Source organism: Chromobacterium piscinae, from assembly GCF_021129175.1.
Lineage (GTDB): Bacteria > Pseudomonadota > Gammaproteobacteria > Burkholderiales > Chromobacteriaceae > Chromobacterium > Chromobacterium piscinae.
Window position 1 is genome coordinate 1 of the sequence record NZ_JAJOHV010000104.1, and the last position, 19,677, is coordinate 19,677.

Annotated in this window: 17 protein-coding genes; 10 read left to right on the forward strand and 7 right to left on the reverse strand. The window is 62.2% G+C overall.

Going from position 1 to position 19,677, the window contains the following annotated elements; genetic code table 11:
• Positions 1 to 605: GntR family transcriptional regulator (locus LQR33_RS21325; protein WP_231470341.1), on the reverse strand; the 605-nt coding region annotated here is incomplete at its 3' end.
• Positions 606 to 703: 98 nt separating this feature from the next.
• Between LQR33_RS21325 and LQR33_RS21330 the strand changes: the two genes are divergently transcribed.
• Both LQR33_RS21330 and LQR33_RS21335 read left to right on the forward strand, forming a co-directional pair.
• A complete protein-coding gene (locus LQR33_RS21330; protein ID WP_221665081.1) occupies positions 704 to 1,552 on the forward strand; it encodes an isocitrate lyase/PEP mutase family protein in 849 nt (282 codons plus the stop codon).
• 39 nt (positions 1,553 to 1,591) lie between these two features.
• Positions 1,592 to 2,056, forward strand: coding sequence for a carboxymuconolactone decarboxylase family protein (locus tag LQR33_RS21335; RefSeq protein ID WP_231470344.1), 465 nt, complete (start codon positions 1,592 to 1,594; stop codon positions 2,054 to 2,056).
• Here LQR33_RS21335 and LQR33_RS24480 read toward each other — a convergent pair.
• Entirely contained in the window at positions 1,980 to 2,822 is an 843-nt protein-coding gene (locus LQR33_RS24480; RefSeq protein ID WP_231470346.1) for a GTP-binding protein, read from the reverse strand. The two genes, LQR33_RS21335 and LQR33_RS24480, sit on opposite strands and share 77 nt — an antisense overlap.
• Before the next feature lie 174 nt (positions 2,823 to 2,996).
• Here LQR33_RS24480 and LQR33_RS21345 point away from each other — a divergent pair, with 174 nt between their 5' ends.
• Positions 2,997 to 4,334 carry an XAC2610-related protein gene (locus tag LQR33_RS21345; protein WP_231470348.1) on the forward strand — a complete coding sequence of 446 codons (1,338 nt, stop codon included), beginning with the start codon at positions 2,997 to 2,999 and terminating at the stop codon, positions 4,332 to 4,334.
• A gap of 24 nt (positions 4,335 to 4,358) precedes the next feature.
• Here LQR33_RS21345 and LQR33_RS21350 read toward each other — a convergent pair whose 3' ends face one another.
• The 3 genes from LQR33_RS21350 to LQR33_RS21360 form a co-directional block, all read right to left on the reverse strand.
• On the reverse strand, positions 4,359 to 5,411 hold the full coding sequence (locus tag LQR33_RS21350) for a hypothetical protein (protein ID WP_231470351.1): 1,053 nt from the start codon (positions 5,409 to 5,411) through the stop codon (positions 4,359 to 4,361).
• Positions 5,412 to 5,714: 303 nt separating this feature from the next.
• The gene (locus tag LQR33_RS21355) at positions 5,715 to 7,214 is read right to left on the reverse strand and encodes a methyl-accepting chemotaxis protein (protein ID WP_231470353.1); all 1,500 of its coding nucleotides are present in this window, start codon (positions 7,212 to 7,214) and stop codon (positions 5,715 to 5,717) included.
• Positions 7,215 to 7,346: 132 nt separating this feature from the next.
• Positions 7,347 to 8,129, reverse strand: coding sequence for a DeoR/GlpR family DNA-binding transcription regulator (locus tag LQR33_RS21360; protein WP_231470355.1), 783 nt, complete (start codon positions 8,127 to 8,129; stop codon positions 7,347 to 7,349).
• A gap of 155 nt (positions 8,130 to 8,284) precedes the next feature.
• On the opposite strand from LQR33_RS21360, the gene LQR33_RS21365 reads away from it, so the two are divergent.
• Both LQR33_RS21365 and LQR33_RS21370 read left to right on the forward strand, forming a co-directional pair.
• Positions 8,285 to 9,064 carry a Cof-type HAD-IIB family hydrolase gene (locus LQR33_RS21365; RefSeq protein ID WP_231470357.1) on the forward strand — a complete coding sequence of 260 codons (780 nt, stop codon included), beginning with the start codon at positions 8,285 to 8,287 and terminating at the stop codon, positions 9,062 to 9,064.
• 313 nt (positions 9,065 to 9,377) lie between these two features.
• Entirely contained in the window at positions 9,378 to 10,142 is a 765-nt protein-coding gene (locus tag LQR33_RS21370; RefSeq protein WP_231470359.1) for a hypothetical protein, read from the forward strand.
• Between the two features lie 117 nt (positions 10,143 to 10,259).
• On the opposite strand, the gene pta is transcribed toward LQR33_RS21370, so the two are convergent.
• Complete coding sequence (pta, locus tag LQR33_RS21375; protein ID WP_166440901.1) at positions 10,260 to 12,341, reverse strand: phosphate acetyltransferase; 2,082 nt, start codon at positions 12,339 to 12,341, stop codon at positions 10,260 to 10,262.
• Positions 12,342 to 12,356: 15 nt separating this feature from the next.
• Positions 12,357 to 13,550, reverse strand: a complete 1,194-nt coding sequence (locus LQR33_RS21380) for an acetate kinase (protein ID WP_221665124.1) — start codon at positions 13,548 to 13,550, stop codon at positions 12,357 to 12,359.
• A gap of 623 nt (positions 13,551 to 14,173) precedes the next feature.
• On the opposite strand from LQR33_RS21380, the gene LQR33_RS21385 reads away from it, so the two are divergent.
• The 5 genes from LQR33_RS21385 to LQR33_RS21405 all read left to right on the forward strand — a co-directional run bounded on the left by LQR33_RS21385 (position 14,174) and on the right by LQR33_RS21405 (position 19,569).
• On the forward strand, positions 14,174 to 15,283 hold the full coding sequence (locus LQR33_RS21385; RefSeq protein WP_221665073.1) for an aromatic ring-hydroxylating oxygenase subunit alpha: 1,110 nt from the start codon (positions 14,174 to 14,176) through the stop codon (positions 15,281 to 15,283).
• Positions 15,284 to 15,359: 76 nt separating this feature from the next.
• Positions 15,360 to 15,884: a hypothetical protein gene (locus LQR33_RS21390; protein WP_166440903.1), complete on the forward strand. Its 525-nt coding sequence runs from the start codon at positions 15,360 to 15,362 to the stop codon at positions 15,882 to 15,884.
• Positions 15,885 to 15,980: 96 nt separating this feature from the next.
• A complete protein-coding gene (locus LQR33_RS21395) occupies positions 15,981 to 16,793 on the forward strand; it encodes a DMT family transporter (protein ID WP_166440912.1) in 813 nt (270 codons plus the stop codon).
• A gap of 47 nt (positions 16,794 to 16,840) precedes the next feature.
• A complete protein-coding gene (locus LQR33_RS21400) occupies positions 16,841 to 17,197 on the forward strand; it encodes a SpoIIAA family protein (RefSeq protein WP_021478352.1) in 357 nt (118 codons plus the stop codon).
• Between the two features lie 59 nt (positions 17,198 to 17,256).
• On the forward strand, positions 17,257 to 19,569 hold the full coding sequence (locus LQR33_RS21405) for a Tex family protein (protein WP_231470361.1): 2,313 nt from the start codon (positions 17,257 to 17,259) through the stop codon (positions 19,567 to 19,569).
• Positions 19,570 to 19,677: the final 108 nt, after the last annotated feature.

The window sequence follows — 19,677 nt, forward strand, 5'->3', positions numbered from 1 at the left end:
GGATCGCCGGGGCGCAGCCGGGCATGCACCGCCAGCCCCAACGCGGCCTGGAAGCCGCTGGTGATGAATATCTGATCTGCGGAGCACTGGATGCCGCGAAACAGGGCCAGGTGGTGGATGATGGCCTCGCGCAGCGGCGGATAGCCCGCAGGGTCCGGGTAGTTCAGCCCCGTCAGCGACAAGGCCCGGGCGCGGCGGCCGGCAAGCCGCGCCCACAGCTTGCGCGGGAAGGCGTCCAGCGCGGGCAGCCCGAGCTGGAAGGGCCGCGGCGGGGCGGGCTCGGACGAGTCGGCCAGGGCGGGCTTCGGACCGGCCGCCGAGAGGGGCGATGGATCGAGGCGTCGGGCCTCCAGCTGGGGATGGACCACGGTGCCGGCGGCGGCGCGGCTGAGCAGAAAGCCTTCCGCCAGCAATTGGCCGTAGGCCTGATCGACGGTGCCGCGCGAGATGCCGAGGTCGGCGGCCAGCACCCGCGTGGCCGGCAGGCGGGCGCCCGGCGGCAACTGGCCGGCCAGGATGGCCTCGCGGATGCGCAGATAGAGCTGGCGATGCAGCGGCGACGCGTGGCCGCGCAGCAATTCGAACTGGAGGGCGTCGGGAATCATGGCCTACTCATTTTGACGATTTTTGGCTCTCATCATTGTACCATCCCGCCGGTATCTTGCCGGGTAGCCAAATGACCGCCAACCGACAAGGAATGCCGATGAACCATGCCGACGCCGTATACCGCGCCCAGACCTTCCGCCGCCTGCATCAGGGCCCAAGGCCGCTGCTGTTGCCCAATGTCTGGGACGCCTTGAGCGCCCGGGTGTTCGAGCAGGCTGGCTTCCCCGCGCTGGCCACCAGCAGCGCCGCGGTAGCGTGGTCGCTTGGCTATCGCGACGGCGGCGAACTGCCGCGCGAGGAACTGCTGGCCGCCGTCTCGCGCATCGCCAGGGTGCTGAAGGCGCCGTTGAGCGTGGATCTGGAGGACGGCTACGGCGATACGCCGGCTATGGTGGCGGACACCGTCGCCGCGGCGATTCGCGCCGGCGCGGCGGGCGTCAATCTGGAGGATGGCCGCTATGACGCCGCTGGCCGCTTCTCCCTGCGCGGCGCAGACGAGATGCGCGAACGCCTGCAGGCCGCCCGCGCCGCCGCGGACGCGCTGGAGGTGTCCATCTTCATCAATGCCCGCACCGATCTGTTCCTGCATGGCGAAGGCCCGGCCGAAGCCCGTTTCGACGAGACGCTGGCGCGGGCGCGGCTGTACCTGGACAGCGGCGCCGACGGCGTCTTCCCCATGGGCCTTTCCGATCCCGCGCTGTTGGCGAAGCTGTGCGCGGCGGTGCAGGCGCCGGTCAACGCCGCCGCGATGCCGGGTGTGCCCGGCTTGGCCGAGCTGTCCGCGCTGGGCGTGGCGCGCGTCAGCACCGCCATCGGTCCGGCGCTGGTGGCGATGCAGGCGCTGAGCCAGACGGCGGCGGCGCTGCGCGGCGAGGGTGATCTGTCCGCGTTGAGGACGCCGCTGACTTACGCCGACGCTCAGGCGCTGTTCGCGCTGCGCGGATGACGCCCATGCCCATTCAAGATTTTTTACAGGAGCACCAATATGTCCCGTTTTATCGATTACCCGACGCTGGCGTCGCAAGGCTACCAGGCGCAGATGGCGCTGGAGCGCTACATCCGCGGCTGCGGCCTCGACCATGCCCTGCTGGAGCTGGTGAAGACCCGCGTGTCGCAACTGAACGGCTGCGCCTTCTGCATCGACATGCATACCAAGGACGCGCGCGCCGCTGGGGAAACCGAGCAGCGCTTGTACCTGCTGTCGGCCTGGCGCGAGGCGTCTTGCTACACCGAGCGCGAGCGCGCCGCGCTGGCCTGGGCCGAAGCGCTGACGCGGGTGGCCGCGCGGCATCCGGAAGAAGCGCTGCGGGCTGAGCTGGCGCGCCATTTCGACGATAAGGAAATCGTCGATCTGACCTGGGCCATCGTCGCGATCAATGGCTGGAACCGCGTTTCCATCGGCTGCAACACGCCGGCCGGCGGCTACCAGCCAGGGCAGTACGCGCTGTGATCCCATGCCTGCCGGCATTGGCCGGCAGGGGGTGTCTCGCTTTCCTCTGCGTCAGGCTTCGGTTTCTTCCTCGCTGGCCGCCCGCCACAAGCCGGCGCAGGAATGGCGCGCCACCGCGCCGGCCTGCGACCACAGCGTGGCGAACTGGGGCCGGCTGGCCAGCCAGAAATAGCCCTTGGATCGCACCACGCCGGCCCATCCACTGCCACAGCCTTTGCGGGTGGAACGGCCGCCGCGCGCGGTAGATGAAACTGTCGATGCCGTAGGCTTCGGTTTCCGGCACGTGTTCGCCGCGCAGCTCCGCCAGCCAGCCCGGCGCTTCGGCGGCGGCATCGAAGTCGAAGCGGCAGGTGTCGAGCACGCGATCCAGCGGCACGCGGCCGAATTCGCTGCTGACGATGTCGGCGCGAGGGTTCAGCGAGCGCAGGATGGCCTGCAGTTCGGCCAGTTGCCCGGCGCTCGCCAGATCGGTCTTGTTCAGCGCGATGACGTCGCAGAATTCCACCTGCTCGATCAGTAGATCCACCACCGTGCGCTCGTCCTCGTCGCCGAGGCTGGCCTGCCGGTTCCCCAGGCTGTCGCGCGAGGCGTAATCGCGCAGGAAATTGCAGGCGTCCGCCACGGTCACCATAGTGTCCAGCCTCGCCAGATCGTCCTGGCTGCGGCCTTCCTCGTCGCGGAAGGTGAAGGTCTCAGCTTCCGGCAGCGGCTCGGAGATGCCGGTGGATTCCATCAGCAGGTAGTCGAAGCGGCCTTCTGCCGCCATCCTGCTGCCTCTGGTGCGCGCATACGGGGCTGAAAATCGTTTGAGCGCGCAGTTTGCTGGACTGTTTTCACCACGCTAGCTGGGGCGTGACCGGCTATGCGATATGCGGCTTTTATGCAATACCGCGTGGCAAACGGTATAGTGCGCGTGGCTGAAATATCGATTGGAGAGTGTATGCGCGCGCTGTTGTTTGGACTTGCTCTGGCGATGGGGCTGGCTCATGCCGAGGGTTTGCTGGCGCCTGGCATTTACCGCCTTAATGAGCCGGCCGCGTGGAGCGCGCCGCGCGCTCCGGATGAAGCGGAGGTGAAACGGCGCTTTGTCGATATGCCGGCGCTGCCGTCGTCGGCCAAAATCCGTTACGCGGTGGTGGCCAAGGGAGAGAAACAGAACATGGTGTTCTTTTTGACGGCCCCAGGATGGCACGGGAGCGAGTCCGCAGAGAGAATTTGCCGGGCCTATGGTTTTCCGGATTGGCATGACTATGCATCCGATCTGCCTATCTGCAGCGGCGACCCAGGCCGTAGCGAGCCTAGCGTGACTCGGCAGGGAGACTTATTGTCTCTGGACTGGCCCGAACTCAATGACAGCGAACAGAACGAGCGCATTCCGCCTACCCGCAAGCCGACCAGCGATGAGCAGATCGCTTGCATGCTCGACAATTGCAATCCTGAGGCTTTTGGGCGATGGATTCGCCATGAAAAGGTGACGCGCCGTCATTCCGACTTTTCTTTGCTGCAGTCGCGGGACTACCGCGACATCCTCTATTTATCGGGCTCCACGGCTTTGCATCACAGTGCCGACACCTCAGGTTTTACCGAATCGTTGCCGCAAGACAGTTTTGCCGCGGTGCAGGCCGTGGACGGCGACTGGCTGAAAGTGGATGCTTTTGATCATGAGGGGCGCGTCAAGTCAGGCTGGATTTTGCGAGCGGACGCCTTGGGAGGCCAGTGGGTGGAACAGGCGGCGCGCCATCCTCGCTTCCGTTTCCGCGTCTTGTTGAGCGAAGGAGACGAGAACGGCTTGGGCCGTTTGCCCTTGGCTATCGAAGCGCGCGACAGGCGCAGCGGCAAGGTGGCCCAGACGCTCTATGACATCAGCGCGATGGAGTCGCGCAGCGCCGATGAGGATGTCGTTCAGCTGGTCGATGTCAACTTTGATGGCGAGCTCGATCTGCTGGTGTTGGAGCAAGCGGGAGGCGCGGGGCCGAACGACACGCATAACGTTTATGTTTTCAATAAGCGGACGGGGCGGTTTGAGCGCAATGCCAAACTGTCAGAGTTGCCGCAATTGCAGATAGACGCAAAACGCAAGCGCATCTTGTCCGCCTCGCGGGGAGGCTGTTGCAGCCATAGCAGCGAAACCTATCGTTATTTCCACGGCCGCCTCACCCTGGTGTCTTCTTGGGATGAGTCTCTGAGCTACGATGATGGCGGCTCGGTGATGGTCACGACGGTGCGGCGGCTGGTCAAAGGCAAATGGCGGACCAAGATTCATCGCAAAAGAATGTGAGGCGATGGATCGCCGCTGCAGCTGTCAGCATGGGGAAAGGGCTTCTGTCGTAGATTTCAGTTTCACGCAGCTGACGCTTTCTCCAGTGGTCAAGTTTTTGCCGGAGCCGGATAGCCAGTATTCGTTTATTTCTCTTTGCTGCAGATAGCTGTCATCGGGGAAGCGATAGCGGCCGATGGTTATGTCGCCGCAGGTTTGCGCCAGCAGAAAAACCATGCGGCGCTGGCCATTCAGCCGCGCGCTCTGAATGTAGTTCAGTTTGAAGCCATCGACTATTTGTGGCTTTTGACAGCGGATTTCAGGCTCGCGTTGCGAGAGCGTCCACGGTTCGTCGTCGCCATCGTTGCGGGAGAGTTCGGTGGGAAAGCTCCAATGCCCGCCCAGCATGGTTTTCAGTACAGGCAGATCCAGATTGCAACCGATAAAGGGCCAATAGTAAGGCTCGTTATCGCGCTGTTTCAACGGCAGCTCGAATGTCGCGTTGGTCGAGCATGTCCAGCCTGAGATGACTTGTGGTTTTGCCAGGGTGGCCTCGAGGTTTTTCTTGTCCAGGCCCGGGTATAACGTTTGTTCCAATTTCAGGATGGAAAGCGAGCCCCATTGGATTGGGTGCTCGCTTGAACCATCGCTTGCCTTTTTCCAGAACCAATATCCGCTCGTGCGAACAAGGCTGCCCGCGGGGAAATGAGCGCCAAAAGCATTGAAAGCCTTATCGCTGCGCTGCCAGTCGGTGGATGGAGCGGGTTCTTGAATCGCATCGATGATTGGAAGCAGCGTGAGGCTGAAGGCCGTTAGAAGCGGCGATAAGAGAATAAAAACAAGTCGCTTGCCTTTAGGGATGCCGATCCAGGTCAATGCCAACAGCGCGAGAGCGGCTATGGCTGTGTGATGAATCAGATTCAGGATGAAGACGCCAAGGCCGATGCCATCCCCTGAGCCGTGGTTGGGCACATCCATTTTGAATTGGAAAAAGAATATGCCTGTCACAATCAAAGAGATAAGCGCGTAGCGCAATAACAGTTCCTTGGGCAATAGGACCGACGGGTTTGGCGAGGGCTGTGAGTTGTGGCTGGACATGATTTGTTTTTCTAGATCGATGAAGGGAAGCGCTTTAGGGGCTGAGGGTGCGGTTTTCTCGCTGACGCGTGAGTACTGAGCCGTCTGGTTTTTAGTCCAAGCAGGACTCTGCCTGAGCGCTATCCTCCGCTGGGAAAAGTGGCGAGGCTGGTGTGTGAATGCAAGCGCAGCCTAGGGCGGGTGTCATATCCTGTTAATACACTGCTTTGTTATAAAACCGAGCAAAACGATCAGTCGATTGGCTTGAAAGGCCGCTATGTGCGGCTTGGTGATGTAAGGACAACCGCCAAGCCGCATATGGGCTTAATGGTATGTGGGCCGCGGAGTCGCGGACAAGGTGTCTTGGCGAATTACCGCCTGGTGCAGCTTGTCCATCTGCTGGTCCAGCCGGCGCACCGCCTCGGCGATGTTGTGGGTTTCGCCGGACAGGCTGCGGCTGGACTCGCCGACGGCGACGATGTCGCCGGCGAACTGCGAGAAGCCCTGGTTCTGGCTGGCCTCGGCCTGGGACACCTGCTGCAGCAGGCCGGCCAGCTCGCCGGCGCCCTCTATGATGCCGGACAGCTTACGCTGCGCGTCTTGGGCGTGGTCGCGGCCGGCTTGCATCTGCTGGTTGCCGTCGCGCATCGCCACCAGCGCCTCATTGGTGCCGTCTACGATCACCCGGATCTTGCTTTCGATGTCCTTGGTGGCGTTCTGGGTGCGCTCGGCCAGCTTCCTCACCTCGTCCGCCACCACCGCGAAGCCGCGGCCGGTTTCGCCGGCGCGCGCCGCTTCGATCGCGGCGTTCAGCGCCAGCAGATTGGTCTGGTCGGCGATGTCGCGGATCAGCTGCACGATGCCGCTGACCTCGGCGCTGCGCTGGCCTAGTTCTTCCAGCCGGTCAGAAGCGTGGCCGATCACCGCGCCGGCGCGGCCCAGCTGGTCCACCGCCTGGTTCATCGCCTTGCCGCCCTCGCGCGCGGCTTCGCCGGAGTTCTGCGCCAGCAGCGTGGCGGTGGTTGACTGTTCGGCGTTCTGGCTGGTGACCACCGCCATCTGCTGGGCGACCACCACCATGTCCTCGGAGCGTTCGCGCTGTTCGGCCATGGTGCGCGCCATGCTGCCGGTGCTGTCGGCGATCTGGCGGCTGGCGCCGGAGGCGTCGCGGATCGAATGGCCGATCTGCTCCATCATCCGCGCCAGCGCCTCGCCAGCGCGCTCGGCTTCGGCGCGCGCGGTTTCCAGCTTCTCGAAGCTCTTGCTCTTGGCCTTGTCGAAAGCCAGCGCCAGCGCCAGCACCACCAGCGACAGGCCGGCCAGCGACTTGGCCTGCAGCTTGGGCAGCTCCTCGCGCGGCAGCGGGCTCTTGGGCAGCGCGTCGATGCCGGACAGCCACATGATGATGCCCACCGCGGCCAGCGACATCGCCAGCCAGAACATGCCGGAGCGGCGGGTGGCGATGAAGACGGCGGTGAACGGGATGGCGGCGAACCACATCAGGCTGGTGGACAGGATGCCGCCGTTGACGAACACCATCCAGCACACCATCGCGTACATGCAGCTGGTGATGAATTCGGCGGTGGCCCGCACCGCGCCGCTGAGCCGCAGCAATAGCGGGCCGCACAGCAGGCCCAGCCCGCCCAGCGCGATGCCTTCGGCCATCGGATAGTGGCCCAGCATCAGGTATTCGACGGCGAACAGCGGCGCCATCAGGCCGGCCAGCAGGCCGACGCCGACCACGGTGCGCGCGCGTATCGCCTGTTCCGGAATCTGCCGGACGTCGTCCGGGATGAACCATTCGGTGATGGCCTGTATCGACATGGATTCCCCTCCAAAGGATGTTCCGTTTGCAAAAGCGCGCTGATTTGTAATGGTTTTATCGAGGACGCGCGCCGTGCAGAACTTTAAAACAAATGTTTGATTGGAGGCAATATGCCGATGGGCTGGCCGGCGTCAACCGGCGATCAGCAAAGGCGCGCCGCCGGCTTCCAGATGGGCGCGGCGGATGGGGTCGGCGTCGGGCTCGATGATCAGGGTGCCGATATCGGCCAGCGGGGCGACGATGAAGGGCGAGGCGGTGTCTAGTTTCTCATTGGTGACGGCCAGCACGGTGTGGCCGCATTGCTGGACCAGATGGCGCTTGAACGCGGCCTCGTCGGCCATCACCGTGCCCACGCCCAGTTCGCCGTCCACCGAGCAGGTGCCGAGAAAGCAGATGTCAGGCCGCATCGTGTCCAGCATCCGGGTGGCGGTGGTGCCCAGCGCGTCGCCGCTCTGATGGTTGAGGCTGCCGCCCAGCACCAGCACCGACAGCTGCTTCTGGCCGAACAGCGCGGCGGCGATCGGAATGGAGTTGGTCGCCACCGTCAGCGGCAGCTGTTCCGGCAAGGCGCGGGCGATTTCCAGATTGGTGGTGCCGCCGTCCAGGAACACGAATTGGCCGGGCTTGAGCAGCCGCACCGCCGCCGCGGCCAGCCGGGCCTTGCGCTCGGTGTTTTCGTGGCGGCGCTGCAGGAAGCCATGGCGGTTCGGCGTCAGCGCGATGGCGCCGCCATAGACGCGCTGGCAGGCGCCGTCCGCCGCCAGCTCGCGCAGATCGCGGCGTATCGAATCCTCGGACACGCCGAGCGACGCAGCCAGCTCGCCGGCGTAAACCCGGCCGTGCAGCCGCAATTGCTCGCGGATGTATTGATGGCGGCCGGAAGGCGGGTTGGCGCTTGCGCGTTCTTTGGACATGGCGGAATCGAAGTCAGACGGAATGGCGGAAGTGTTGCACGATCGTGCAGACGCAGTCAAAGAAACGGCATAATTTGTGCTGAATTGTGCATGATTATTTGCCTGATTTTGCGTGATCGTGCACAATCCAGCGATGCGAACACGGAGATTTTGATATGCGACTGATTGTTTCCGATCTGGATGGCACCTTGCTGGACAAGGATTCGCGGGTGGCGGACGAGACGCGCGACGCTCTGCGGGAGGCGGTCGAGCGCGGCATCGCCCTGGCCGTAGCCACCGGCCGACATGAGCGCCAGGCGCGGAAACTATGGCCGCGGGATCTGCCGCCGGTGCCGGTGATCAGCGCCAACGGCGCGCGCATCCATCTGGCGGACGGCGAGCTTCTCTATCAAAGCCGGTTGTCGCCGGCCTTGCTGGCCAGGCTGCTGCGGCCGGAGCTGATCCGGGAAACCGAGCTGGGCGTCTACCGCGACGACTGCATCATGGCTTACCACAGCCGGCGCGAGTTCAGCCATTACACCGGGGAAGTGACGGAAATCGAGGACCTGGCTGGCCTCAAGGCCGATGACGTGTCCAAGGTGATCTTCTGCGGCGAGCCGGCGCAATTGAAGGTGGTGGAGGCCGACATCGCCCGCGAGCTGGGCGATGAAGTGTCGATGACTTATTCCCATATCTGTTACCTGGAGGTGATGGCGCCCGGCGTGCACAAGGGCAGCGCGCTGCGCCGTCTGCTCGACCATTTGGGCATTGGCGCGGAAGACTGCGCGGCCTTCGGCGACAATCTCAACGACGCGGAAATGCTGGCGCTGGCCGGCCTGCCGCATGTGATGGCCAACGCGCATCCGGAACTGAAGCGCCGTCTGCCGGCCGCGCCGGTGATAGGCGACCACGACCAGGCGGGAGTGGCGCGGCAGTTGAGAGCTCTATTGGAATAGAGACGTGTGACTCCTTATATATCAATTAGGCTGGTATCTTGGGTTTGTTAACGGATTTGGAAATTACTCAATGAAAATACTAATTAAAATGTCTAAAAGTTGAATGTGGAAGAATAGAGGGTGATCCGGACGATGTGTCTTGGATGACTATTTGATGATGATGGGCTATGTTGAGTTTTTGAGTGGCACCGCTCAATGTTATAGATCATCTGATTTGCTATTTATTGACGGTGACCCTTAAGGTTGGTAGTGTGTGCTTGAATGGTACGAGAATTTCTTCATGTATAAATTACTCTATATTGAGGATTGAATCATGAATGGTATCGTAATTATTTTTCTAAGCCTATTCTCTTTGTCTTCGATAGCCGCTGAAGTCAAGTTTGGTTTTTTTGAATCTCCATCGCAACGAGTGGAGAAATTCAAGTCGTCTTTTCCTGTCGGTTCTCGCTTTTCTGAAGCAATGTCTGTTGGCAGTATGAATATACCTTTGCCCGCTGGTGATTGGGTGTTGGTTGCGGCATCTGCTGACATTCCCGTTCTGAATGATTTATCCAAAGATAGTAAGTCTGAATCAGTGCCTCATGGGCGAGTGATGCTGGTTTCGACTGATATCATTGAGGGGGATCGGCCAAGGAAATTATTGATTTTAAGAATGCCGCTGGGGGGCTTTAAGAACAGAACCTGGTTGGCATCGGTTCCTAATGTGTGCAATCCTGATTGGGGTGGGAAAAGTATAATTGATAGAGAACTTTTAAGTCTGGATCAAAGGTCTCTTGATTGCAGGGCTATTAGTTATGCCAAAATTTTTTCATGGAATGATTTCTTGGTGAACAGCGGGAAAGTTGGCTTGAAGTATTTAGGCGGCAGCTATGGTGGAAAGGATAATTACCTTTTGTCAATGATTTTGCTGAGCAAGAATAATTCGGTTTTTTATGCTGAATATGCGGAGCTTGTTGATGATGGCGAGTATGGGGATGTGTCGACATTCATCAAGCAGCATGATAGCGAAGTTGTTGGGTTTAGATCGACTGTGCTTATTTTGAATAGCAAATTCAAGAATGCGTTTGATGCAATGTGATTTTTGTCGTTTTATAATTTGCTGAAAAATTGTTTGCTGACGGTTGTTGTCTTGATTCAAAAAATGCCGCGCACCTGTAAAGGTACGCGGCATTTTTTTGCGTGATCAAGTTTTAGATCAATTCGCCGGCGTCTGCTCCGCCTGCAGCGCGGTCAGGGCGATGGTGTAGACGATGTCGTCCACCAGCGCGCCGCGCGACAGGTCGTTGACCGGCTTGCGCAGGCCTTGCAGCATCGGGCCCACAGACACCACGTTGGCGGAGCGCTGCACCGCCTTGTAGGTGGTGTTGCCGGTGTTCAGGTCCGGGAACACGAACACGGTGGCGCGGCCGGCGACCTGGCTGTCCGGGGCCTTCTGGCGGCCGACGGATTCCACCGAGGCGGCGTCGTACTGCATCGGGCCGTCGATCAGCAGGTCAGGGCGTTTTTCCTGGGCGATGCGGGTGGCTTCGCGCACCTTCTCCACGTCGGTGCCGCTGCCGGACGAGCCGGTGGAGTAGGAGATCATCGCCACGCGCGGGGTGATGCCGAAGGCGACGGCCGAGTCGGCGGACTGGATGGCGATGTCGGCCAGCTGTTCCGCGGTCGGGTCCGGGTTTACCGCGCAGTCGCCGTACACGTAGACTTGTTCCGGCATCAGCATGAAGAACACCGAGGACACGATGCTGGAGCCCGGAGCAGTCTTGATCAGCTGCAGCGCCGGACGGATGGTGTTGGCGGTGGTGTGCACGGCGCCGGAAACCAGGCCGTCCACTTCGTTCATCGCCAGCATCATGGTGCCCAACACCACGGTGTCTTCCAGCTGGGCCAGCGCCATCGGTTCGTTCAGGCCCTTGCCCTTGCGCAGCTCGACCATCGGTCCCACGTACTGGCCGCGGATTTCGTTCGGATCCAGGATCTCGACCGATTCCGGCAGCGTCACACCCTGAGTTTCGGCCACTTGCAGGATCTCGGCGCGGTTGCCCAAGAGCACGCAGCGGGCGATGCCTTTTTCCTGGCAGATGGCGGCGGCCTGGATGGTGCGCGGCTCGTTGCCTTCCGGCAGCACGATGCGCTTGTTGGCTTTACGGGCCTTTTCCATCAGCTGGAAGCGGAAGGCCGGCGGCGGCAGGCGGATTTCGCGCGGCTCGCCGACGCTCTGCTTCAGCGTGGAGACGTCCAGGAATTCGGCGACGTGCTCGATCACCTTTTCCATCCGTTCCAGGTCGTCGGACGGCACCTGGTGGCTCATCGCGTTCAGCGCGCTGGCGGTTTCCATCGAGTTCAGCGAGGTGGCCAGCACAGGCAAGCCGCCGGTGAAGGCTTGCTGGCACAGCTGCTGGATGCGCGGATCGGGCTCGGAGTCGCAGGTCAGCAGCAGGCCGGCCAGCGGCACGCCGTTCATCGCGGCCATCGAGGTGGCCATCACCACGTCTTCGCGTTCGCCCGGGGTGATGATCAGCGCGCCCGGCTTCAGCAGGTTGACGATGTTCGGCGCGGTGCGGGCGGCCACCACCATGTTGCGCACGCGGCGATTGGCTTGCTGGCCGGCGTGCACCACATTGGCGTTCAGATAGCGGGCCACATCCTGCGTGCGCGGCGCCAGCAGTTCCTGCTGGTACGGGATCACGCCCAGCAGCGGTAGGCCGGCTTTCTTCAGATTGCCGGATTCCTGCACCTCGCGCGCCAGTTCGGCGCGGTCGGCGCCGGGCAGCACGTGGTTGAGGATGTAGCCGGACACGGTTTGCGCGCCGAAGGCCTGGATGTTCATTTCCAGCTGTTCGGCGATTTCGGTCGCGTTCAGCGCCTTGACCGAGCTCACCAGGATGGTCTGGGCCTGCAGGTTGCGGGCGATCTTGGTGTTGAGGAAGGTGGAGAACACCTGCTTCTGGTCGGGCACCAGGCCCTCCACGATCACCACGTCCACGTTTTGCGAGGCTTGCTGGAACAGGCTCACCACCTCTTCCATCAACTGGTCAACCTGGCCTTGCGACAGCAGGTGCTCGACGCGGTCCATGCTGATCGGCTGTGGCGGGTTCAGGCGGCAGATGGCCTGGGCGAAGTGGGTGGAGCGCTCGGCTTCGCCGTCCTTGGTGTCCTGGGCGATGGGCTTGACGAAGCCCACGCGCAGGCCGGCCTGTTCCAGCGAGCGGATCGCGCCCAGCGTGACCGAAGTCAGGCCGGCGTTGAAGCCGGTGGGGGCAAGAAAGAATGTTTGCATGATCGCTCGCCTTCCTTACTTGGCCAAACCGGCCAGTTCGGCGGTGTCCATGGCGATCATCAGTTCTTCATTGGTGTTGATCACCAGCGCCGGCACGGAATCGGCGGCGGTGATGCGGCCTGCGTTGCCGCGGATGCACGCTTCGTTGGCGGCGGCGTCCAGTTTCAGGCCCAGGAAGCCCAGCTGGTTGATCACTTCGGCGCGCAGGAAGGAGGAGTTCTCGCCGATGCCGCCGGTGAACACCACGGCGTCCAGGCGGCCCGCGCCCACGCTCATCGAGGCCACATACTTGGCCAGGCGGTAAGCGAACACTTCCAGCGCGCGCTTGGCGCCTTCGTGGCCCTTGGCGGCGGCTTCTTCCAGTTCGCGGCAGTCGTTGGACAGCTCGGACAGGCCCAACAGGCCGGATTCCTTGTTCAGCATATTGGTGATGGACGTGATGTCCATGCCGCGCTCGGTGGCCAGGTAGCCGAACACGCTGGGGTCGATGTCGCCGGAGCGGGTGCCCATCACCAGGCCTTCCAGCGGGGTCAGGCCCATCGAGGTGTCGGCGCACTTGCCGTTGCGGATGGCGGAGATGGACGCGCCGTTGCCCAGGTGGGCGATCACCAGGCTGGTTTCATCGGCCGGCTTGCCCAGCATCTTGGCGGCTTCTTCGGCCACGAAGCGGTAGCTGGTCCCGTGCATGCCATAGCGGCGCAGGCTGTTTTCGCGGTACAGCTTCATCGGCACCGCGTACAGATACGCCTTCTCCGGCATGGTCTGGTGGAAGGAGGTGTCGAACACGGCCACTTGCGGCAGGCTCGGGAATTCCTTGATAGCAGTGCGGATGCCCAGGATGTGCGCCGGGTTGTGCAGCGGCGCCAGCTTGATGCAGCGCTCGATTTCGTTGATGGCGTTTTCGTCCAGCAGCGCCGATTGCTTGAAGTGTTCGCCGCCGTGCACCACGCGGTGGCCGATGGCCTTCACGCTGTCCAGCAGCGACACCTGCTGCAGCTTCTCGATGATGGCGTGCATGGCCGCGGCGTGGTCCGGGGCCGACAGCAGGGCGGTCTGCTTGCCGCCGTCGTGCTTGAAGGTGATGCAGGCGTCGGCCAGGCCCAGCTTCTCGGCCAGGCCGGTCATGACCGCTTCATGGCTGGCGCTGTCGATCAGCGCGAATTTCAGGGAGGAACTGCCGCAATTGATGACGAGGATGCTGGAATTCATAGCTTTGAACATGTAATTTGAAAAAAAAGGATGAAATCGGTGAAATAATCCACTGCGATGCGCTTGCAGCCAATTTGCTGCCGGAGCGGAGGCGGCGGCCGGTGGGCCGCGCGGCCGGTTTCCTTACCGTGTGGTAGCGCATGGCGGGCGGTTTAGCCAGCCTGTTGTTGCGCCCGGGCATCCCGGGGCGTATCGATCCATCCGCTTCGCCATATCAAGGCCTTAGCCGGGCCATGGGGCGGGCCGATGAGCGGTCCGGCCTGGTCAAGGCGAAAATCAGACAGTCGATGTGGCAACAAAGTCGAGCCTAGTATATCACTATAAATTAACGGCTTCTAATGTTGCGGCGCACTAAACTTGGCAAGTCTTTGATTTTAATTAACTGCCATGCAGATTGTTTGCCATTGGCAGGGGGTAGGGGCATATCCCTCGACAAGTTCGTGTCTGAACAGAATTGTCACAAAGAATTAACGCTTGCCCCGGGGGAGGGGGGAGGGCATAATTCCGCCCTCGTAAGACAGGGTTCACCCTTGTTTTGATTGATTGTTTTTGATAGTCCCGCAAACTCGTCCCGAGCGAGATTCGGCTGGTCTTATATCTTCTTCCACGGAGGTGTGGGAATAATGTCTGATCTGGCTTCTGCTCAACTGCTTCAAGCATCCGCAGCCCAGCTACCCATTTATACCTATTTCGATCCCGCGTTCTACGCCAAGGAGCAGGAGCTGCTGTTCGCAGACGCTCCGCAGTACTATGGCCATGAGCTGATGGCGCCCAATCCCGGCGACTATCACACGCTGGAGTGGCTGGGCCACGGCAAGATGCTCAAGAACGTGGACAGCGAGATCAAGCTGATCTCCAACGTCTGCCGCCATCGCCAGGCCGTCATCTACAAAGGCCGCGGCAATGGCAATCACATCGTCTGCAATCTGCACGGCTGGACCTACGACGCCGGCGGCAAGCTGGTGGGCGCGCCGCATTTTCCGGAAACGCCATGCCTGAACCTGAGCCAGACCAAGCTGGCACGCTGGAACGGCCTGCTGTTCGACGCGCGCCGCAATGTGGCGGCCGATCTGGAGATGCTGGGCGTCGCCAAGCACATGACCTTCGACGGCTATGCCTTCCACTCGACGCACAGCGCCGATTACGATTTCAACTGGAAGACCTTCATCGAGGTGTATTCGGAGGACTACCACGTTGATCCCTTCCATCCTGGCCTCGGCAATTTCGTCGATTGCGGCGACCTGAAATGGGAGTGGGGCGACAGCTACCACGTGCAGACCGTGGGCGTGAAGAACCGCCTGGCGCGCGCCGGATCCAGGGTGTACGGCAAGTGGCACGAGGAAGTGCGCCGCCGCTACGAGGAGCAGCAGCCCGAGTTCGGCGCCATCTGGCTGACCTACTACCCCAATATCATGGTGGAGTGGTATCCGCACGTGCTGGTGGTCAGCGTGGTGATTCCGCGCGGTCCGGAGAAGTGCACGGTGATCACCGAGTTCTACTACCCGGAAGACGTGGTGTGGTTCGAGCCGGAGTTCATCGAGGCCGAGCAGGCCGCCTACTTCGAAACCGCCAAGGAAGACGACGAGATCTGCATCCGCATGCACGAAGGCCGCAAGGCGCTGTGGATGGCAGGCGTCAACGAGGTGGGCCCGTACCAGTCCCCGACCGAGGAAGGCATGCAGCACTTCCATGAGTATTATCGACGCCTGATGGGTTCGGCATTGGCTGGCTGAATAGGCAAGTTAAATGCCATAATGCAGGGGCGCGGGATATTCCGCGCCTTTTTTTATCCTCCCATCGGCCAAGATCATGTCCGCAATTTTCCGCATGCTGGTGCTGGGCGCGCTGCTGGCCAGTCCGCTCGCGCTGGCGGCCACTTACGCCGATCCGGTCAGCAAGGCGCGCTTCACGCTGCCGCCTGGCTGGAAGGTGCGCGCCAGCGTCGTCGATCGCGTCAGGGTGTTGAAGGTGATCCCGCCTAAAGCTGACCAGCGCGAGCGCGCCGCGATCGAAGTACAGATCGGCGTGCGCAAGCCGGGACGAAGCGATACGCTGCCGAGATTGGCGGCGATGTTCCGCCAGGAGGACGGCGACCGCGAGGCGGCCAACTTCGTCCGCGTCAATCAGAAGACGGGGCGTTTGGTCACCGAGTACCGCGACGGCCGCTTCGTGTCCAACCGCTTGTGGATCGTGCGCCATAATCTGCATGTGATCCAGTTGGTGGACAAGAACCGGCTGCTGGAGGCGCGCTGCACCGCCAACGCGTCGGAATTCAAGACTTACCGCCGGCAGATGGAGTCCATTTGTCTGAGCGTGGCTTTGGCTAAGAAATAAGAGTATGCAATCGCGGCCCGCGGGCCGAGCGGCAGGGAAGGCAAGAAAGTGCTTGTGCATGGCAGGTTGGCGGGTTTCCGCCTGGGTTCCGGCTGGATGGTGGTGGCTGCGGTGTTTTTCGCCCTGATGGGCTTGTTCGTCAAACTGGGCGCCGAGCATTTCTCATCGACGGAGCTGGTGTTCTGGCGCACCCTGATCGGCGTGCTGACGCTGGGCGGCGCGGCCTTGTGGCGACGGGAACGCTTCGCCACGCCCTTGTTGCGCTATCACCTGCAGCGCGGCGTGATCGGCTACACCTCGCTGCTGATGTCGTTTTACGCCATTGCCCACCTGCCGTTGGCGACGGCGTCGACGTTGACCTACACCTCGCCGATGTTTCTGGCCTTGCTGTCCGTCGCTCTGTTGCGCGAGCGGCTGCCGGCGCAGGCGCTGGGCGGGCTGGCGCTAGGCTTCGTCGGTGTGGTGTTGCTGCTGAAGCCGACCTTGTCCGGCGATGTCTGGTTCGCGGGCCTGCTGGGGCTGGCTTCCGGTTTTCTGGCCGGCTGGTCTTACCTGCATGTGCGGGAGCTGGGGCGGCAGGGCGAGGCCGAATGGCGGGTGGTGTTCTATTTCGCCTTGATTTCCACCGTCGGCGGCCTGCTGCTGATGTGTTTCGAGCGTTGGCATCCGGTGACGCTGGACAATGTGGGCTTGCTGCTGGGCGTCGGCGCGACTGCCACGCTGGCGCAACTGGCGATGACCCGCGCTTATAAGGTGGGGCGCAAGCTGACCGCAGCCAATCTGTCCTACCTGACCGTGGTGTTTTCCTGCCTGTTGGGCGCTTTGGTGTGGGGAGATGCGTTGACAGTGGATTCGCTGCTGGCGATGGGTTTGATCGTGGTCAGCGGCATGTTGGCTGGACGGCGCTAGAATACAGTCAAAGCGCTTGCGACAATCAAACAGAAGTGGAGAAGCGAATGATCTCGATCCGTGAGCAGGATTATGGCCTGGATGTGGCTTTGTTCAACGAATTCACGCTGGCCGATTTTCAGTTGCTGGAGCAGGCGCTGCTGAAGCGGCTGGAGGAGCGCGACAAGCCGGACATGTTGCTGGACCTGACCGAACTGAAAGACTTCACGCTGGACATGGCGATGGAGGAGGTGCGCTTCATGCGCGCGCATGAGGAAAAGCTGGGCCGCGTGGCCATCGTTGTCGGCGACGTATGGATACGCCTGGCCACCCACATCGCCGGCCTGCTGTCCCATACTCATGTCCAGTATTTCGACCTGATAGAAGAAGCGCAAGCCTGGCTGGCGCGTCCGGTCGCGGCTTGATTTTGCGGCGGATGGAGGTACAGTAACGGTTTTTGTTCGACGCGAAAGAATAAAAGCCGATGCTGAAAAGCCTTTCCAGCCGCCTGGCGGCTGAGCTTGCCGTCCGCGAATCCCAGGTGGCGGCGACCATCGAGTTGATCGATGGCGGCGCCACCGTTCCCTTCATCGCCCGTTACCGCAAGGAAGTCACCGGCGGTTTGGACGATACCCAGCTACGCACGCTGGCCGAACGCCTGGTCTACCTGCGCGAGATGGACGACCGCCGCGACAGCATCCTCAAGAGCATCGCCGAGCAGGGCAAGCTCACCCCGGAACTGGAAGCGGCCCTCTACGCCAGCGACAACAAGACCACGCTGGAAGATCTTTACCTCCCCTACAAACCCAAGCGCCGCACCAAGGCGCAGATCGCCCGCGAGGCCGGCCTGGAGCCGCTGGCTGACAGCCTGCTGGCCGATCCGTCACAAGACCCGAACGTGCTGGCCGAAACCTATGTCAATGCCGAAGCCGGCGTCGCCGACGCCAAGGCGGCATTGGACGGCGCGCGCGCCATCCTGATCGAGCGCTTCGCCGAAGACGCCGAGTTGCTGGGCCAGCTGCGCGAAAAGCTGTGGAACGAGGGCGAGCTGGCCGCCGCCGTGGTGGCGGGCAAGGAAAACGAAGGCGCCAAGTTCTCCGACTACTTCGATCACCGCGAGCATATCAAGGCGATGCCCTCGCACCGCGCATTGGCGCTCTTGCGCGGCCGCAACGAGGGTGTGCTGAGCGTCGCGCTGAAATATCAGCCGGACGAGACGCCGATTACCGAGCGCTCGGCCTATGAGCAACTGATCGCCGCCCGCTTCGGCGTCAAGGATGCCGGCCGCGCCGCCGACAAGTGGCTGCTGGACGGCGTGCGCCTGTGCTGGCGCGCCAAGATCTTCCTGTCGCTGGAGCTGGAGCTGGTGTCGCGCTTGAAAGACGCCGCCGACGGCGAGGCGATCAAGGTGTTCGCCGCCAACCTGCACGATCTGCTGCTGGCCGCGCCGGCCGGCCGCCGCGCGACGCTGGGCCTGGACCCGGGCCTGCGCACCGGCTGCAAGGTGGCTGTGGTCGACGATACCGGCAAGGTGCTGGACACCACCGCCATCTACCCGCACGAGCCGCGCCGCGAATGGGACAAATCCATCGCCATCCTCGGCGCGCTGTGCGTGCGCCACAAGGTGGACCTGATTTCCATCGGCAACGGCACCGCCAGCCGCGAAACCGACAAGCTGGCCCAGGACCTGATCAAGGCTTTCCCGCAATTGGGCATGACCAAGATCGTGGTGTCGGAAGCCGGCGCCTCGGTGTATTCGGCGTCCGAGCTGGCGGCCAAGGAATTCCCCGATATGGACGTTAGCCTGCGCGGCGCGGTGTCCATCGCCCGTCGGCTGCAAGATCCGCTGGCCGAGCTGGTGAAGATCGATCCCAAGTCCATCGGCGTCGGCCAGTACCAGCATGACGTAAACCAGAGCCAACTGGCGCGCGCGCTGGACGGCGTGGTGGAGGATTGCGTGAATGCGGTCGGTGTCGACGTCAATACCGCATCGGTGCCGCTGCTGACCCGCATCTCCGGCCTCAATGTCACGCTGGCGTCAAATATCGTCTCCTATCGCGACCAGAACGGCGCTTTCCGCACCCGCAAGGAACTGCTGAAAGTGCCGCGTCTGGGCGACAAGACTTTCGAGCAGGCGGCCGGCTTCCTGCGCATCGCCGGCGGCGACAACCCGCTGGATGCGTCGTCGGTGCACCCGGAAGCGTATCCGGTGGTGGAGAAGATCGTGGCCAGGGCTGGTCGCGACGTGAAGACCCTGATCGGCGATTCTTCTTTCCTTAAGTCGGTGCGCGCCACCGATTACACCGACGAGCGCTTCGGCCTGCCGACGGTGATGGATATCTTGAAAGAGCTGGACAAGCCGGGCCGCGACCCGCGGCCGGAATTCAAGACTGCCACCTTCCAGGATGGTGTCGAGGACATCAAGCATCTGCAGCCGGGCATGGTGCTGGAAGGGGTGGTCACCAATGTGGCCAACTTCGGCGCCTTCGTCGACATCGGCGTGCATCAGGATGGCCTGGTCCACATTTCGGCGCTGTCCAACAAGTTCATCGATGATCCGCGCAAAGTGGTCAAGGCCGGCGACGTGGTCAAGGTGAAAGTGCTGGAGGTGGACGTGGCGCGCAAGCGCATTGCGCTGACGATGCGCCTGGACGACGAGATCGGTTCCGGCAATAGCCGCGGCAGCCGCAACGACAGCCGCTCCGACAACCGTCCGCGCCAGCCGCGTGGGCAGCAATCGGCGCCGCAGGGCGATACCGCGATGGCGGCCGCCTTCGCCAAGCTGCGCAAGGGCTGATTCACTATATAGATGTGTCTGGAACAGGCCGGCGGCAACGCCGGCCTGTTTGTTTTGCGGTGCTCCAGCGCGGCGGAGGCGGACAGGCATGCGCTTTTTTGCGGGCAG

What these genes read in the sequence shown, in the direction of transcription:
- LQR33_RS21330 (WP_221665081.1), top strand. Translation starts at nt 704, where the DNA reads ATGAACCATGCCGACGCCGTATACCGCGCCCAGACCTTCCGCCGCCTG.
- LQR33_RS21335 (WP_231470344.1), top strand. Translation starts at nt 1,592, where the DNA reads ATGTCCCGTTTTATCGATTACCCGACGCTGGCGTCGCAAGGCTACCAG.
- LQR33_RS24480 (WP_231470346.1), bottom strand. Translation starts at nt 2,822, where the DNA reads ATGGCGGCAGAAGGCCGCTTCGACTACCTGCTGATGGAATCCACCGGC.
- LQR33_RS21345 (WP_231470348.1), top strand. Translation starts at nt 2,997, where the DNA reads ATGCGCGCGCTGTTGTTTGGACTTGCTCTGGCGATGGGGCTGGCTCAT.
- LQR33_RS21350 (WP_231470351.1), bottom strand. Translation starts at nt 5,411, where the DNA reads ATGTCCAGCCACAACTCACAGCCCTCGCCAAACCCGTCGGTCCTATTG.
- LQR33_RS21355 (WP_231470353.1), bottom strand. Translation starts at nt 7,214, where the DNA reads ATGTCGATACAGGCCATCACCGAATGGTTCATCCCGGACGACGTCCGG.
- LQR33_RS21360 (WP_231470355.1), bottom strand. Translation starts at nt 8,129, where the DNA reads ATGTCCAAAGAACGCGCAAGCGCCAACCCGCCTTCCGGCCGCCATCAA.
- LQR33_RS21365 (WP_231470357.1), top strand. Translation starts at nt 8,285, where the DNA reads ATGCGACTGATTGTTTCCGATCTGGATGGCACCTTGCTGGACAAGGAT.
- LQR33_RS21370 (WP_231470359.1), top strand. Translation starts at nt 9,378, where the DNA reads ATGAATGGTATCGTAATTATTTTTCTAAGCCTATTCTCTTTGTCTTCG.
- pta (WP_166440901.1), bottom strand. Translation starts at nt 12,341, where the DNA reads ATGCAAACATTCTTTCTTGCCCCCACCGGCTTCAACGCCGGCCTGACT.
- LQR33_RS21380 (WP_221665124.1), bottom strand. Translation starts at nt 13,550, where the DNA reads ATGAATTCCAGCATCCTCGTCATCAATTGCGGCAGTTCCTCCCTGAAA.
- LQR33_RS21385 (WP_221665073.1), top strand. Translation starts at nt 14,174, where the DNA reads ATGTCTGATCTGGCTTCTGCTCAACTGCTTCAAGCATCCGCAGCCCAG.
- LQR33_RS21390 (WP_166440903.1), top strand. Translation starts at nt 15,360, where the DNA reads ATGTCCGCAATTTTCCGCATGCTGGTGCTGGGCGCGCTGCTGGCCAGT.
- LQR33_RS21395 (WP_166440912.1), top strand. Translation starts at nt 15,981, where the DNA reads ATGGTGGTGGCTGCGGTGTTTTTCGCCCTGATGGGCTTGTTCGTCAAA.
- LQR33_RS21400 (WP_021478352.1), top strand. Translation starts at nt 16,841, where the DNA reads ATGATCTCGATCCGTGAGCAGGATTATGGCCTGGATGTGGCTTTGTTC.
- LQR33_RS21405 (WP_231470361.1), top strand. Translation starts at nt 17,257, where the DNA reads ATGCTGAAAAGCCTTTCCAGCCGCCTGGCGGCTGAGCTTGCCGTCCGC.